This is a genomic window from Bacillus sp. SRL543, from assembly GCF_984799205.1.
The window spans coordinates 580233-594160 of the sequence record NZ_OZ481794.1; the positions used below are offsets into that span (position 1 = coordinate 580233).

At 45.4% G+C, this 13928-nt stretch carries 15 protein-coding genes; 8 read left to right on the forward strand and 7 right to left on the reverse strand.

Annotation, left to right across the window (positions count from 1 at the left end):
* Positions 1 to 98 precede the first annotated feature (98 nt).
* On the forward strand, positions 99 to 773 hold the full coding sequence (locus AC4E8B_RS03110) for a response regulator transcription factor (protein WP_490216960.1): 675 nt from the start codon (positions 99 to 101) through the stop codon (positions 771 to 773).
* Complete coding sequence (locus AC4E8B_RS03115) at positions 770 to 1765, forward strand: sensor histidine kinase (protein WP_490216962.1); 996 nt, start codon at positions 770 to 772, stop codon at positions 1763 to 1765. The genes AC4E8B_RS03110 and AC4E8B_RS03115 overlap by 4 nt, the downstream gene beginning before the upstream one ends.
* A 35-nt stretch (positions 1766 to 1800) precedes the next feature.
* On the opposite strand, the gene AC4E8B_RS03120 is transcribed toward AC4E8B_RS03115, so the two are convergent.
* Positions 1801 to 3720 (reverse strand): FtsX-like permease family protein, encoded by a 1920-nt coding sequence (locus tag AC4E8B_RS03120; RefSeq protein ID WP_490216964.1) that lies wholly within the window; start codon positions 3718 to 3720, stop codon positions 1801 to 1803.
* Positions 3707 to 4471 carry an ABC transporter ATP-binding protein gene (locus tag AC4E8B_RS03125; RefSeq protein ID WP_490216965.1) on the reverse strand — a complete coding sequence of 255 codons (765 nt, stop codon included), beginning with the start codon at positions 4469 to 4471 and terminating at the stop codon, positions 3707 to 3709. Before AC4E8B_RS03125 ends, AC4E8B_RS03120 begins: the two co-directional genes overlap by 14 nt.
* Positions 4472 to 4566: 95 nt before the next feature.
* Between AC4E8B_RS03125 and AC4E8B_RS03130 the strand changes: the two genes are divergently transcribed.
* On the forward strand, positions 4567 to 5040 hold the full coding sequence (locus AC4E8B_RS03130) for a DUF2383 domain-containing protein (RefSeq protein WP_490216966.1): 474 nt from the start codon (positions 4567 to 4569) through the stop codon (positions 5038 to 5040).
* Positions 5041 to 5361: 321 nt separating this feature from the next.
* Here AC4E8B_RS03130 and AC4E8B_RS03135 read toward each other — a convergent pair whose 3' ends face one another.
* Positions 5362 to 6855 carry a peptide MFS transporter gene (locus AC4E8B_RS03135; RefSeq protein ID WP_490216967.1) on the reverse strand — a complete coding sequence of 498 codons (1494 nt, stop codon included), beginning with the start codon at positions 6853 to 6855 and terminating at the stop codon, positions 5362 to 5364.
* A gap of 358 nt (positions 6856 to 7213) precedes the next feature.
* Positions 7214 to 7921: a nitroreductase family protein gene (locus tag AC4E8B_RS03140; RefSeq protein ID WP_490216968.1), complete on the reverse strand. Its 708-nt coding sequence runs from the start codon at positions 7919 to 7921 to the stop codon at positions 7214 to 7216.
* Between the two features lie 274 nt (positions 7922 to 8195).
* On the opposite strand from AC4E8B_RS03140, the gene AC4E8B_RS03145 reads away from it, so the two are divergent.
* A complete protein-coding gene (locus AC4E8B_RS03145; RefSeq protein WP_490216969.1) occupies positions 8196 to 8546 on the forward strand; it encodes a hypothetical protein in 351 nt (116 codons plus the stop codon).
* A gap of 56 nt (positions 8547 to 8602) precedes the next feature.
* Here the strand turns inward: AC4E8B_RS03145 and AC4E8B_RS03150 are convergent, their stop codons facing one another.
* Both AC4E8B_RS03150 and AC4E8B_RS03155 read right to left on the reverse strand, forming a co-directional pair.
* The gene (locus AC4E8B_RS03150) at positions 8603 to 9028 is read right to left on the reverse strand and encodes an RrF2 family transcriptional regulator (RefSeq protein WP_490216971.1); all 426 of its coding nucleotides are present in this window, start codon (positions 9026 to 9028) and stop codon (positions 8603 to 8605) included.
* Positions 9029 to 9165: 137 nt separating this feature from the next.
* Positions 9166 to 10824 (reverse strand): glutamine--tRNA ligase/YqeY domain fusion protein, encoded by a 1659-nt coding sequence (locus tag AC4E8B_RS03155; RefSeq protein ID WP_490216972.1) that lies wholly within the window; start codon positions 10822 to 10824, stop codon positions 9166 to 9168.
* A gap of 268 nt (positions 10825 to 11092) precedes the next feature.
* On the opposite strand from AC4E8B_RS03155, the gene AC4E8B_RS03160 reads away from it, so the two are divergent.
* From AC4E8B_RS03160 to AC4E8B_RS03170, 3 genes are all read left to right on the forward strand, one after another.
* The gene (locus AC4E8B_RS03160; protein ID WP_490216973.1) at positions 11093 to 11269 is read left to right on the forward strand and encodes a hypothetical protein; all 177 of its coding nucleotides are present in this window, start codon (positions 11093 to 11095) and stop codon (positions 11267 to 11269) included.
* 169 nt (positions 11270 to 11438) lie between these two features.
* Positions 11439 to 12344 (forward strand): hypothetical protein, encoded by a 906-nt coding sequence (locus tag AC4E8B_RS03165; RefSeq protein WP_490216974.1) that lies wholly within the window; start codon positions 11439 to 11441, stop codon positions 12342 to 12344.
* 39 nt (positions 12345 to 12383) lie between these two features.
* On the forward strand, positions 12384 to 12578 hold the full coding sequence (locus AC4E8B_RS03170) for a hypothetical protein (RefSeq protein WP_490216975.1): 195 nt from the start codon (positions 12384 to 12386) through the stop codon (positions 12576 to 12578).
* A 191-nt stretch (positions 12579 to 12769) separates the two neighbouring features.
* Here AC4E8B_RS03170 and AC4E8B_RS03175 read toward each other — a convergent pair whose 3' ends face one another.
* A complete protein-coding gene (locus tag AC4E8B_RS03175; protein WP_490216976.1) occupies positions 12770 to 12955 on the reverse strand; it encodes a hypothetical protein in 186 nt (61 codons plus the stop codon).
* Positions 12956 to 13132: 177 nt separating this feature from the next.
* Between AC4E8B_RS03175 and AC4E8B_RS03180 the strand changes: the two genes are divergently transcribed.
* A complete protein-coding gene (locus AC4E8B_RS03180) occupies positions 13133 to 13876 on the forward strand; it encodes an alpha/beta hydrolase (RefSeq protein WP_490216978.1) in 744 nt (247 codons plus the stop codon).
* Positions 13877 to 13928: the final 52 nt, after the last annotated feature.

Consider the following 13928-nt stretch of genomic DNA (forward strand, 5'->3'; position numbering starts at 1 on the left):
GTAATATTTAACTATGTAGATTGTAAATATAGTTTAAGTAAAATTTTTACTTGGTTTACAGAAATAGTTTGACATAAAAAATAGAAAAGGATTATTTTATGCAGAAAATCATGATCATTGAAGATGACAGCAAAATGAGAGGGCTTATCGGGAAATTTTTAAAAAACTGGGGTTTTTCAGTGCTGCCAGTCGATGATTTCAGCATGATAGCTGAGCAGTTCAGCGCCTGCAGCCCGGATCTGGTCCTCCTTGATATCAATCTTCCTGAGCGGGATGGCTATTATTGGTGCGGGAGGATAAGAGAGATCTCTGATGTGCCTGTTATTTTCATCTCCTCGCGCTCGCAGAATATGGATATCATCATGGCAATGAACATGGGGGGCGATGATTACATCCAGAAGCCTTTTTCGCTGGAAGTGCTGGTCGCCAAAATAAATGCGGTTTTAAGGAGAACCGGCAGGGGGAAGGAAGCGGAAACTGATATTATAACAGCAGGCGGTATATCGCTTAATATGGGAACTGCAGCATTTATGTATGAGGGGACTGAAATTTCTTTGACCAAGAATGAGTTCTTGATATTATATACGCTGATGAAAAAGCCTGAACAGATTATTTCACGTGATGAAATCATGCGGGCGCTTTGGCAGGATGAACAATTCATAGATGATAATACTTTGACTGTCAATGTCGGGCGACTCCGGAAAAAGCTTGAAGCAGCAGGATTGAAGGACAGAATTTCTACGAAAAAAGGATTGGGGTATATGCTTCTATGAGCTGGGGAAAGTATCTGCTGGACCAAAGGGCGCTCCTGGTGTCAATCTGCACTTTATTAACTCTCAACTGGATAATCGTCTGGCTTGAGCCAGGTTCATCCCTCCGCTTTTCCAGTCTGCTTTATATGGCAGCAATGTCTATTATTGTGATAGCTGCCCATCTGGCTTTTGGGTATATCTCAAAGAGGCGGTTTTATAGTCACTTGGCGCCTGCAGTTGAACAGGACAGCCTTCCAGGTGAATGGCGGGGCATGTCTCAGGAAGAACTACTGGTCCTGCGGCTTATCCGGAGCCAATATATGAACCAGCTCGAAAGAGAAGATGCTCTGGCGAGGAATCAAAAGGACTGGCTTGAGTATATGGCACTATGGTTCCATGAGATCAAAACACCGATATCTGTCAGCAGGATGCATTTCGAAACAGATAGAGACATTAATAGTCTGGCAGAGGAGATGCGCAAGATAGAGCATTTTGCCGAGCAGGCTCTGTATGTTTCCCGCCTGAGCAATTTCAACAAAGATTATCTGATTCAGGAGATTGATGTCCAGCAGACAATCAAGGATGCCGTCAAGCAGGACATGAAGCTGTTTCTTTCTAAGCAAATCAAGCTGGAATTGTCCCTTGAGCCTTTTTCTGTTTTAACGGATAAAAAAGCGCTGTTGTTTATTACCAGCCAGATCATCGGAAATGCACTGAAGTATACTGGGGCCGGGGGCATGATCAGTATCAGCATCCAGCCTGCCGAAAGGAAACTTATTATCCGTGATAACGGAATTGGCATACCGAAGGAGGATATCCCCCGTGTCTTTGAAAAAGGATTTACAGGGAAAAACGGCAGGCAGATGGCTGCTTCCACAGGAATGGGGCTGTACCTTGCCAATGAATTGGCAGGGAAGCTGGGGCACAAGCTTGTCTGCCGATCAGAAAGAGGCAGGTACAGCTCGTTTGAAATCCTTTTCCCTGACCTGAAGAACCCTTATACAGAAATATAAGAGAAGCAGCATTTTCCGGCTGCTTCTCTTATTCGTTAATTAACGATACGGCTGTATGTTCTTGCTGTAGTGAAATAATAAACAAAGTAAATCAGTGCATATACAGCTGCCGCCAAACCGAATGGGGCCAGTGTGTCTATCTTCAGGAACCGCGTCAATGCCAGCATAATGACAGAACTATGCAGGACAGCTGCCAGGAGCGGAAGCGTGAAAATAAGGAACAGCTGCTTCATGATGGCGGCATTGATCTGCTTCCTGCTCATTCCGATTTTCTTTAGGACTCTATATCTGTCCCGGTCAGAAACAGCCTCTGACAGCTGTTTATAGTGAAGCATACTGCCGGTTGCAAGCAGAAATGTCAATCCGAGAAAGCTGCTTATAAAAATAAGGATTCCATATATCTGCATCAGCTTTTCATGCTGATGGAAGAAGGTCGAAAAAATGGCTGTATCAAGATCATGCATATCACTATAATAATAGGCCTGGATCTGGTTTGCGATCGATCCGGAATTCTTATCATTTTTCCAGCTGACAGCCTGTAAAGTGTTTTCAGGGTAATCTGCTCTTAGCTCACTATAGAGTTTATCGGTTATGACAACAGGGAAGGAATACAAACCCTGGTTTAGGATCGGCTTTTTTTCGTATGAAGAAAAGCGGACCTCCTGACCTCCAGGCAGCATCATGACTTTTCCTGAATAAGGATCTTCATCCTGCTTCAGGTTTCCGTCATAGAAGGCAATTGCTCCATTTTCCCCGGATATGACAGGCATACTCCGGCCGAGTTCTCCTGCGAGTTTTTTATAGGCGGCTTCGGGAATGAGCAGAGCCGGGTAGTCATCCGGAAACCTGCCTGTAGCCGACAAATCAGAGTTAACAGCAAGGTAAGGGATCTCAGCCGCAAAGCGGATGGGATTTTTCTGATTTTTCTCGATCAGCTCTATAATATGCTGATTCTGTTCTTCATTTTGAACGGTGTACAGAAGGCTGAGCGGGTAATTCTTATTAGCAAGTGCATTCATATTGTAGTAAAGGCTGCCAGCCGTTCCGATTGTGAATAATGTAAAGGTGCTGAGCAGGGAAATGATTGTCAGCGCCAGTATATTGCCTTTGATTCTGAATAATAAATGGGAAAGGCTGACTAAATTGTTTCCCTTATAATATACTCTCTTCATCCCTTTAAGGCATTTTAGCAGAATAATAATAAAACAGTTTAAGAATAAGTAAGTTCCAAGGCCGATTGCTCCAAGCGATGCCAAAATAGAGAAGAAGCCAAAGTCTTTCCAGATAGCAGAGCTTGAAGGCTGCAAAAGAAGAAAGTATCCTGAACCAGCCATCAGCAATGAGAGCACAGCACCCAAAGCAGAACCCTTTGGCTGTTTTTCGGCTTTCTTTTCGGCCTGAAACAGCTCGAGCAATGTATGCTTGTACACAAGCCTGCAGTTGTAAATGGAAGTGAGCAGGATGATCAAAGAAAAAACAGCAAAGGTCTGCAGGATGGCTGTCCCGGAAAAAGCAAAGCTGGTAATAGTGGAAAGACCCATCACTTTGATGAGAAGCATGGCAAAGAATTTAGACATCAGCATACCCGACAGAATACCTGCGGACAAAGAGAAAATACCTATCATCATCTGCTCGAGGAAAAGCAGGCGGCCAATCTGATTCTTTTTAAGTCCATATAAGGCATAAAGGGCGATTTCCTTTTTCCTTTTTTTCATAAAGTAGGCGTTTGAATACCAAATAAAGGTCGCAGCGAAAGCCAGCAGCATAACAGAAGCCGCAGCAAAGGCGGGCTCAAGCTTGCCGAGCGCTGTTACGGATGATGAAATGCTCTGATTGTACTGCAGAGATACAAATGTATAGTAAATCAGGATGCTGAATACCATAGGGTAGCAATAAAGCAGATATTGGGTCCTGTTGCCTTTAAAGCTGCGTCGGGCGAGTTCAAATAAGGCCATGGTGGCCTCCGCCTCCTAAAGCAGCAAGAATATCAATTATCTGCTGGAAGAATTGTTTCCTATCAGAAATACCTTTGCGGATCTCTGTGAAAATATGACCATCCTTGATAAAAAGCACTCTGCTGCAAAAGCTGGCTGCAAGTGGATCATGCGTCACCATTAAAATGGTTGCCTGCTGTTCAATATTCAGCCTTTGGAGCGCCTGGAGCAGGCCGAAAGCGGACTTGGAGTCAAGGGCGCCTGTAGGCTCATCGGCCAGAAGGAGGGAAGGTTCTGTAATGAGCGCCCGCGCAGCAGCGGTCCGCTGTTTTTGCCCGCCTGAGATTTCCCGTGGATATTGCTCAAGTATTCTCTCGATTTCAAACCACTCGGCAAGCTTCTGGATTCTTGCGTCAATCTGATGGGATGCTATTCCTGACAAAGCAAGGGGCAGGGCGATATTTTCCCTGACATTCAAAGTATCCAACAGGTTAAAATCCTGGAAAATGAAGCCGAGCTGCTCTCTCCGGAAACGGGAAAGCTCATCCTCCTCCATCCGCAGAATGTCTTGATTTTTGATATGGATGCTGCCTGCAGAAGGGCTGTCAATTGAAGACAATATATTAAGCAGTGTTGATTTCCCTGCACCGGAAGGCCCCATGATGCCTGTGAATTCCCCTCTTTCAACCTCAAGATCAATATGCTGAAGAGCATTAAATAAATTTTTTTTAGTCCCATATGTTTTCCTGATTCCCTTTGCACGAAGAAGCATGGCAGAATTCCTCCTGAATTTTCTTTTTCTAAGCTAACTATATGAGAAATGATGTATGCCAGCCATAACTTAAGCTTACAATATTAAAACTAAAGATGACATTTTTGTCAGAAACAGAAGATGGAGGAAGCAAGGTGGACAATTACTCAGTTGCCAGGGAGCTGAACAAGTTCCTGAAAGGGATGTACATGGGCATCCATGCCTACGAGCATTTCATTGAAAAGCTTCAAGATGTAGGTGTCAGAGCCGAATTCCAGAGAATGCAGCAGGAGCATAAACATAATGCGGCCCTAATCGCGGAGAGAATCCAGAATCTTGGGGCTGTCCCCGCTGATGACGAAGGCATTGCCGGTTCCATCCAGGGATATATCAGCAGTCTGTTCCTGCCGGACAGCCAGGATGCCATAGTCGATAAAACTCTTACCGGCGAAGACTATTATGCCATCCAAATGTCCGAAGAAAACGTAAGAGGCGACCTCGACCCGGAGAGCCGCCGTCTAGTCGAAAAAGTCCTCGACACAGACCGGAAGCATGTGGAATATTTGAATACATTGAAGGGGAGAGTCTGAAGCCTTGTCTAAGAGCAAGGGTACTAAAGGGGTCAGCCAAACAAATTATTAAACCCTGCTGATTGGAGTGGAAGGCACGAAGACTCCTGCGGGAAATAGCGGCAAGGCTGAGACCCCGCAGACGCGCAGCGGTGAGGAGGCTCAGCGTCGCCCCGCGGAAAGCGAAGTGCCTGGAACGGAAATCAGCAGACTACATTTGAGAGAGTATCCAGGTAACTGATCAAAGAACTACATAAAATTAGAATCGGATTGCAAAAAAAGTATCAAACCCATTTATAAGCAAAACAAAGGCAGTGCACTCAAAATGCACTGCCTTTGCGATTATTTAATACCCTTCATCAATCTCTGAATAGAAGGCGACATGAAAATCAGGACAAAGCCTAAAACGACAGCCAGAAGTCCAAGCGTACCAAAATACATAATCTCATTATTAGGATCATACAGCTTAACAAGCTGCGCATTTACCGCCTGTGCTGCTGCATTGGATAAAAACCATAAGCTCATCGTCTGAGCTGAAAATGCCGCCGGTGCAAGCTTAGTAGTAGCTGACAGTCCAACAGGGGACAAGCAAAGCTCACCGATAACGACAAGGAAGAAGCTCAGTACAAGCCATAATGGATTAACCAAAGATTCTCCACCGCTCATATAAGCAGGGATGATCAGTACAAGGAAAGATAATCCTGCGAAAATCAAGCCAAGTGAGAACTTCCTTGGTGTTGATGGCTGCCTGTTCCCAAGTTTTACCCAAAGCCACGCAAACAATGGCGCAAGTGCGATGATGAATAACGGGTTAAGAGACTGGAACCATGAAGCCTGCAAGTGGATGCCTGCGAAATCCAGGTCAGTCCGCTTGTCCGCATATTGGGCAAGGATGATCGAGCCCTGTTCCTGGATCGCCCAGAACATAACCGATGCTATAAACAGCGGGATATACGCGATGATCCTTGAACGCTCATCTGAAGTCGTTTTCGGACTGCGGTACATCACAATAAAGTATGCGGTCGGGATGGCAATCCCGAGGATACTGATCAGAACCGTAAAGCGGTTGATTGTTAAGAAACCTGTTGAAATACTGATAAAAGCAATAATGGCAATAATAACTGCGGCAATTGCAATGCGGCCGAATACTCTTTTGCGTTCTTCAGGAAGCAGCGGGTTAGGCACATAGCTGCCTGCAAGACCCAGGTTTTTCTTCTTGGTAGCAAGATAAGTAATCAGTCCAATAAGCATGCCGACTGCGGCAAGGCCGAAGCCCCAGTGGAAATTATACTTTTCACCGACAGTTCCGACAATTAACGGTGCAATGAAAGCACCTGCATTGATTCCCATATAGAAGATGGAGAAACCGGAATCGCGGCGGACATCTTCTTTGCTGTAAAGGTCGCCGACTACGCTGGAAACGTTAGGCTTTAATAGTCCTGTACCAATGACAATCAATGCCATGGAAATGAACAGTGCTGTAATGCCTCCAGGGAATGCAAGGGCAATGTGGCCAAGCATGATCAGGACACCGCCGTAGAATACGGTCCTGGCAGTTCCGAGTATACGGTCGGCAATCCAGCCGCCGATTACCCCGGACATATAAACGAGTGAGCCGTACACAGCCATTACAGAAGCAGCTGTCGTTTCATCGATCCCAAGTCCGCCCTTAGAAACTTCGTAATACATATAGTATAGAAGGATAGCTTTCATCCCATAGTAGGAAAAGCGCTCCCAGAACTCTGTGAAGAAGAGCGTGAACAAACCCTTAGGGTGACCGAAAAAACCTTTTTGCGGCACGCTATTCACAATTTTCTGTTTATCAAAAGCTGTCATTTTTCTGCCTCCTTTAGTACAAAAACCATCATACTAAAAATAAATTGGGATTGTCAAAAAATTATAGGAATATAATAAAAAAGTACTAGGCATCTATACCATATATCTACTCCTCTTTCTTTATTTGGAAACAATTGAGAGTTTACCCTATAATTTTTGCCTGAAACCAGGATAAATGAATCATTATGGTCTGATATGTCAGGCGCTGGATCTTGCCGATCTGCGATTTTGCGGGCTATCTGTTTATAAGATGCCCTTTTGGAGAATAAAACTAATCATTTAGTAATAAACAATTCCCAATTCCATCCTCCTGCACAAGCCGCAAAAATACCCGGGCATCAAGGCCCGGGCAAGTTAATCAGAATTTATTCCAGTTCAGTACATCATCCAGAGGCAGGCGGTTTTTCTCAAAGCCGGCTTTTTTGCCTTTACCCAGGGAAATGAGCATCACTGGCTTGAAGTTGTCCGGCACATTAAAGGCTTTCAAGAACTGCCCTTCATCATAGCCGCCCATTGGAACTGTGTCATAGCCTTTTGCTTTAGCTGCCAGCATCAGTTGCATGGAGACAAGCCCGCCGTCGATCATCGCAGTTTTTAGCGCTCTCTCATCAGAGAAACCGCCATAGGTCTTCATAATGGATGCTACATAGGAATCTTTGATTTCTTCAGTCATGCGGCCCATCTTTACAAGGCTTCCGTAAATCTCTCCTGCATTCTTATACGCCTCTACATCAGCAAGTACTGCCACGACAACAGAAGCATCTGTGATTTGCTGCTGGTTGTTTGCGATTGGCAGCAGCTCTTTTTTCGCTTCCTGGTCCTTGATGACAAGGAATCTCCATGGCTGGAGGTTGGATGAAGAAGGTGCCAGGATGGCAGCTTCAAGAATCCCGCGGATTTCACTTTCTTCCATAATATAATCGGCATCATACTGGCGGACAGAGCGGCGCTCTTCTGCCACTGTAAAGAAGTCTGTATTTTCCAGCTCCTTTGGTGCTTCAGTAGTTTGATCAAGGTCTTTTACTTTATTTAAATATTCTTCTTTGCTCATTGTATTTTCACTCATAAAATTCAGCTCCTTTTAACTGTGGTTATTACAAGAACAGTATATGGCGTTACTGTTCTTTTGTCAAACACAGTTTCTTACTACATAAAAATCACAGAATTGGGTTTATAGTAATACGCATGTGAAGGGAGGGAAAGGAGGGATTCTATTTCAGAGCTTATGAAATTGCCTGGTGGAAAGTGCCTGCCTGTCAGCCATAAGGATACCTGCCTGATCCGGAAAGCTGGAACCAATTGCTTTCCTGTCCGTAGATGTTATAAAGGGAGGGATGATTTTGCAGGTTGATTATAAGCATGCTTCAGAGCAGGTACTGAAAGCTGATAAAGCAGTATCTGTTCAAAAAATCCTCAACATTGCCGGGGGCTTCATTCTGCTTGGACTGCTGGTCAGTATTTTTACAGTGCCAGTTTCATTAAATGAAGAGCTGCAGCTGTATTATGATAACAAGCTGGTCTTGAAGGGAGAGAAGCTGGAGGAGTTTTTGTCTTTTGTTATTGCAGCAGGCTTTGCTTACTTTATGCTGGTCCGGCTGTATTTTACACAGCGGAGGCTTTTCTTTATTTTTTTGTGGTTCATCCTTATCGACTCCATCATGATGATATTCCTTTTACCCGGATCTCATTAACAGCCGCTGCGGGAAAAATAAAAAAGGAAACGAAACACAATGATGTCCCGTTTCCTTTATTTTTTTGCCATCAGGTCGCTAAGGGTCTTTTCTTCTAATCCGTTCAGGATCCATTGCTCCATTTCATTTTTCAAGCCGGATAAGGCACTTCGGGTGCATGGTTCAAAGCACTCTTTGCTGCTGACATCCAGGAAACCTTTTGAAAATGGCTCGGCGCGCATCCCCGCATACACATCGGATAGCCTGATATCCTCTGGAGGCTTTGCGAGGAAATAGCCGCCGTCCCGGCCTTCCTTTGCCTGGACAAGGCCTTCCTTGACCAAATTCCGCAAAATTTTACGCAGGAACCCTGATTCTGAACCGATTTTATCGGCCAGCTTTGCACTTGGGCACAGGCCCTCATTGTCTGCCATGATAAGCAAGGCCTGCAGGGCCAGGCTGAACCATCTTATGCTGGAGGCAGAGGGTGTTTTCTCGTTCAATATACTCACCTCATCTTTAACTGTATCGTATTTTCAGCTAAAAAGACAATCCCTTGAAAAAATTGTTAGAAAAAAGAGAACGGCTCAGCGGCCGTTCTCCTCCTGTATATAGCGGCCCGCGGCGGGTAGCTATGTTTTTATAATTTAAATGAGCTTTTCAGTGAAACGATCCGGTTGAATACAATATGATCATTTGCTGTGTGCTTGGGATCAACATTGAAATATCCGTGGCGGAAGAATTGGAACTTATCTTGAGGCTGGACATCCTTCATGTTCGGTTCGATGAATCCATTGACGATTTCCAATGAATTTCCATTCACATGGTCAAGGAAGGTTTTGCCTTCATTTTCTTCGCTGTTCAATTCTTCGTCAAGGATCAGCGGCTCATACAGGCGGAACTCAGCAGGAACTGCCTGGGACGCCTCGACCCAGTGGATGGTCCCTTTTACCTTCCGTCCGGTAAAGCCGGTGCCGCTCTTGGTTTCAGGGTCGTATGTGCAATGGATCTCAACGATTTCGCCGTTTTCATCCTTGATGACATCTTCGCATTTGATGAAATATGCATGCTTCAGGCGCACTTCATTTCCAGGGAAGAGGCGGAAATATTTCTTCGGCGGATCTTCCATGAAATCTTCCTGCTCGATATAAATCTCTCTTGAAAAAGGAATCTGGCGATTGCCCATTTCCGGATTTTCAGGATTGATTTCCGCTTCAAGCATTTCTGTCTGCCCTTCCGGGTAATTGGTGATCACAACCTTCAGCGGCTTCAGGATTCCCATTGTCCGCGGGGAAGAGAGCTTAAGGTCTTCACGGACGAAGTGTTCAAGCATAGCAGTATCAACGGCTCCGGAGCCTTTTGAGACGCCTGTCGCTTCTACAAAATCACGGATGGCGCCAGGTGTAAAGCCCTTTCTTCTCAGCCCAGAAACGGTTGGCATGCGCGGATCATCCCAGCCATCCACATACTTTTCGTCGACCAGCTGCTTCAGCTTTCTTTTGCTCATGACTGTGTTGATCAGGTTCAGGCGCCCAAATTCAATCTGCTGCGGCTTGCTTTCCATCTCACAAGCTTCAATGACCCAGTTGTACAGCGGCCTTTGATCCTCAAACTCTGTGGTGCAGAGAGAGTGGGTGACGCCTTCGATTGCATCCTCGATCGGATGGGCAAATGCATACATCGGGTAAATGCACCATTTGTCGCCTGTGTTATGGTGATGGGCATGTGATACACGGTAGATGACCGGGTCCCTCAGGTTAATATTGGGTGAGCTCATATCGATTTTTGCCCTGAGCACCTTTTCACCATTCTGGAACTCGCCCGCACGCATGCGTTTGAAGAGATCAAGGTTTTCCTCGGCAGACCGGCTGCGGTACGGGCTGTCCTTCCCGGGCTCAGTCAAAGTTCCGCGGTATTCCCTGATTTCATCTGCATTCAGGTCATCAACATAGGCCAGGTCTTTATTGATCAGCAGGACTGCGCGCTCGTACATTTCTTCAAAATAGTCGGAAGCAAAGCGGAGCTCATCCCATTGGAATCCAAGCCATTTGACATCCTCTTTAATAGCATCCACATACTCCTGGTCTTCTTTCAGCGGATTGGTGTCATCAAAGCGCAGATTGGTTTTGCCGTTAAAATCGTCGGCGAGCCCGAAGTTGATGATGATGGACTTTGCATGACCGATATGAAGATAGCCGTTCGGCTCTGGAGGGAAGCGGGTAACAACCTCTTGCCTTTTTCCGGATTCCAGGTCCTCCTTAATGATCGTTCGAATGAAATTGGATGAGTTTTGTTCCAAAACAGTATCAGCCTTTCTTTTATATACTTTAGGAAATTATAGAATTTTTTTGCACGAAGCTCAATCGGTGTCCAAACATTTTTATTAAAATAGCCCTTTTTTTTTTAATGGTTGATCTGAACATTGTTGGTGATTTTGGGCTCATGTGTGTGAAACAGAGTTTTCACACACATGAGCCCAAAATCACCATGCAGTTACAAAGCATTTCCAAAAAACAGAAAAATTCTCTGGGCAGGTTATAGTCTAATGGAACCTGAAAAGATATGCCATGAACTTAATACTACTCATTAAGAAGGATAAAAACAAGGAGCAGGTAAGCAAAATCAGGAAAGCGGAGGGGCTTGGCGGGAAAAAACTTTTGGGCAAAGCTGCCTGCCGGCCTGCGGCTGCATACAATAGCTTTATGTACCCATCTGCATCGGCCGTAAGCCAGGCTGCTGCCTGAATTGAAACGAAAGAACTAGGGGAGAAAATCTCCTGGTATGATAAACTGTTAAGGTAATATAATGGATCATATGGTTTTTTTACCCACAAGCTAATATCGTTTCCGAATCTCAATCACATCATGAACCTCCAACATTGCTGAATGACGAACAGGCTAAAGGGGGATGAAAATGGAAAGGATGATGGTTAAGGATCTGCCTGTCATTGAAGATAAGGTAAGGAAATGGTCTGCGATTGTGTATTGGACGGGAGTAGGGATCATTATATTGTTTGCGGCTATCAGCTTATATCATGCTGCACAGCTGCCTTCTGACGCAGGCCAGCCGGACGCAGGGAGCCAGGGGGCTGCCCAGGAAACGGTCACGAGCCTGATCATCAAGCCGATTGCCGAGTCACCGAAGTTCCAGGTCATTTTTGAATATCTGTTTTATTTGCTTTTGTGGCTGCTTCTTTGGCTGTTAGTGCCTTCCGCATCCAGGAGGATCATCCGTTTCAAGCTCGGGAATCTGGAGTTTGACCTGGACCAGAGCCAGAAGGAAGTCATTTCCATCATTGATGACCAGATGAGAAAGTTTAAATTCCTGACGTATCTAATGAAGGAAGAAAACAAGAATGTCCTGAAAACGAGCTTTGACTCAGAGCATCCAAAATTTCACGATGCGCTCGACTTTGCGCTTGCCAAAATGCAGGAATTCTATTTGAGTGAATGGGATGAGCATCTCACCTTCGAAGTGATGACGCTTGCCGAGTTCCATCAGACATCATTTCCTTCGGCAGTAAAGAGGTCGCTGGAGCTTGTGGACTTATATAAAACAGGGATTCCGATCAACAAGGAAAACCCGGAAGTCATCCATGATAAAAATTATTTGGTTTATACCACCTCAGAAGAGGAAAATATCTATACAAGCGGAACAGAAGTCGTTGATTATGTCATTTGCATCTCGAGCTACAGATCTGAATTCAATGAAAATGACGGCTATCTGGTCGCAGGCATCACTTCCCTTGTGTCGGAGCTCCATAAACGGGCATGGGAGAACTTGGGGCTTACAAAGCTTCGGGAAAGATTGAATCTTTAGCCCTAATGAGGTAAACTTAAATTAAAGAGGTGGTTGAAAATGTCAGCCGAAAAGCATGCGTTGAAAGTCCAGAAGCCAAGTGGCGAGGAAGACATTTTTAATTTTGATCGGTTATTTAAAGATGCTGCCAACTATAATAAAAAAGCAGACCAGCAGGATATCCACTATCCGCGCGGAGCGTCGATATCAAGGAAAAGCTCCATCGTAAAAGGGCTTTTCACCGCCAAGGCCTGATGAATCGGCAAGGCTGGTCCAAAGGGGCCGGCAGCAGGCATTTGGTATGCTAAATAAAAAACGCCCGAATCACGGGCGGCTGCAGAAAATATGAGCGGCATCTTCGGGTCCCGGGAAAGCCCCGCAGATTCCGGACTGATCGTTTTTTAATGGGACAAGCCATAAGGCCTTTCATAACTTGCGTATGCAGGTTATTTTTTTATGCCCAGATATTTGGACAGAAGCTGCTGCATGTTGTGGCTGTTCCCGACAATCTGTGAAGACCGGTGCACCTTGTTGATGGGGCTGCCTTTGGGGAATTGGATTTCCCGGCACCCTTTTTTATGAAAAAATCTTTCTGCATCGGCAAATAGCTTTGAAAAATTAAAGTCATCCATTTCTGTTCTCCGCCTCCAGGTTAAATGCTCTCCTTAGTGTATTCTATGCAGGCAGTACTATACGGGAAATGAAATCTGTGTGTCTAGGAGAAAACGGGCTTTTTTCAGGCGGGCAGGCAGGGTTTGAAGCATGCAGAGTCGAACCTGTTCAAGGTGAGAAAGAGGAGGGAAACAGAAATGGCGGATAACTATCCAGTATTGAACGGAGCAGAACCTTTTTACTTTGAAGGCGGCAGGGCAGGCATCCTGGTTTCACATGGTTTTACAGGCTCGACACAAAGCATGAGGCCGCTCGGGGAGGCATACGCAAAAGCGGGCTATACTGTCTGCGGCCCAAGGCTTAAAGGCCACGGCACCCATTATGAGGAAATGGAGCAAACACAGTACAGCGACTGGATTGCCAGCATTGAAGAAGGCTTTCAATGGCTGAAAGACCGGTGCGATGATATTTTTGTCACAGGCTTATCCATGGGAGGGACACTGACGCTGTATATGGCTGAGAAGCATCCCGAGATCAAGGCGATCATTCCCATCAATGCAGCAGTTGAAATTTCGGATATGGAAGGTGCAGCCGGCCTCCAGGACGTCCGCTTTCTCGATGCCATCGGCTCCGATATAAAAAAACCTGACGTAAAAGAGCTTGCCTATGAGAAGACGCCGGTCAAATCAATCGGGGAAATTGTCCAGTTAATGGAGCAGGTAAAAGAAGGGCTGGATGATATCCAATGCCCTGCACTGATTTTTGTCTCAAGCGAAGACCACGTTGTCCCGCCTGATAATTCCCGGCTCATCCTTGACCGCATCTCAAGCAAAGACAAAAAGCTCATTACGATGGAAAACAGCTATCATGTCGCCACACTCGACAATGACCAGCAGCTGATCATTGATGAGACCCTTGCGTTTATAAAAAAGTATCAGTAAGAAACAGGGGCTTCGGCCTCTTTTTTAATGGAAACAAGATATAATACTGCAT

Coding starts and splice junctions, on each gene's coding strand:
- AC4E8B_RS03175 (WP_490216976.1), bottom strand. CDS start 12,955: ATGGATGACTTTAATTTTTCAAAGCTATTTGCCGATGCAGAAAGATTT.
- AC4E8B_RS03110 (WP_490216960.1), top strand. CDS start 99: ATGCAGAAAATCATGATCATTGAAGATGACAGCAAAATGAGAGGGCTT.
- AC4E8B_RS03120 (WP_490216964.1), bottom strand. CDS start 3,720: ATGGCCTTATTTGAACTCGCCCGACGCAGCTTTAAAGGCAACAGGACC.
- AC4E8B_RS03125 (WP_490216965.1), bottom strand. CDS start 4,471: ATGCTTCTTCGTGCAAAGGGAATCAGGAAAACATATGGGACTAAAAAA.
- AC4E8B_RS03170 (WP_490216975.1), top strand. CDS start 12,384: ATGTCAGCCGAAAAGCATGCGTTGAAAGTCCAGAAGCCAAGTGGCGAG.
- AC4E8B_RS03140 (WP_490216968.1), bottom strand. CDS start 7,921: ATGAGTGAAAATACAATGAGCAAAGAAGAATATTTAAATAAAGTAAAA.
- AC4E8B_RS03160 (WP_490216973.1), top strand. CDS start 11,093: ATGAACTTAATACTACTCATTAAGAAGGATAAAAACAAGGAGCAGGTA.
- AC4E8B_RS03180 (WP_490216978.1), top strand. CDS start 13,133: ATGGCGGATAACTATCCAGTATTGAACGGAGCAGAACCTTTTTACTTT.
- AC4E8B_RS03130 (WP_490216966.1), top strand. CDS start 4,567: ATGACATTTTTGTCAGAAACAGAAGATGGAGGAAGCAAGGTGGACAAT.
- AC4E8B_RS03165 (WP_490216974.1), top strand. CDS start 11,439: ATGGAAAGGATGATGGTTAAGGATCTGCCTGTCATTGAAGATAAGGTA.
- AC4E8B_RS03135 (WP_490216967.1), bottom strand. CDS start 6,855: ATGACAGCTTTTGATAAACAGAAAATTGTGAATAGCGTGCCGCAAAAA.
- AC4E8B_RS03115 (WP_490216962.1), top strand. CDS start 770: ATGAGCTGGGGAAAGTATCTGCTGGACCAAAGGGCGCTCCTGGTGTCA.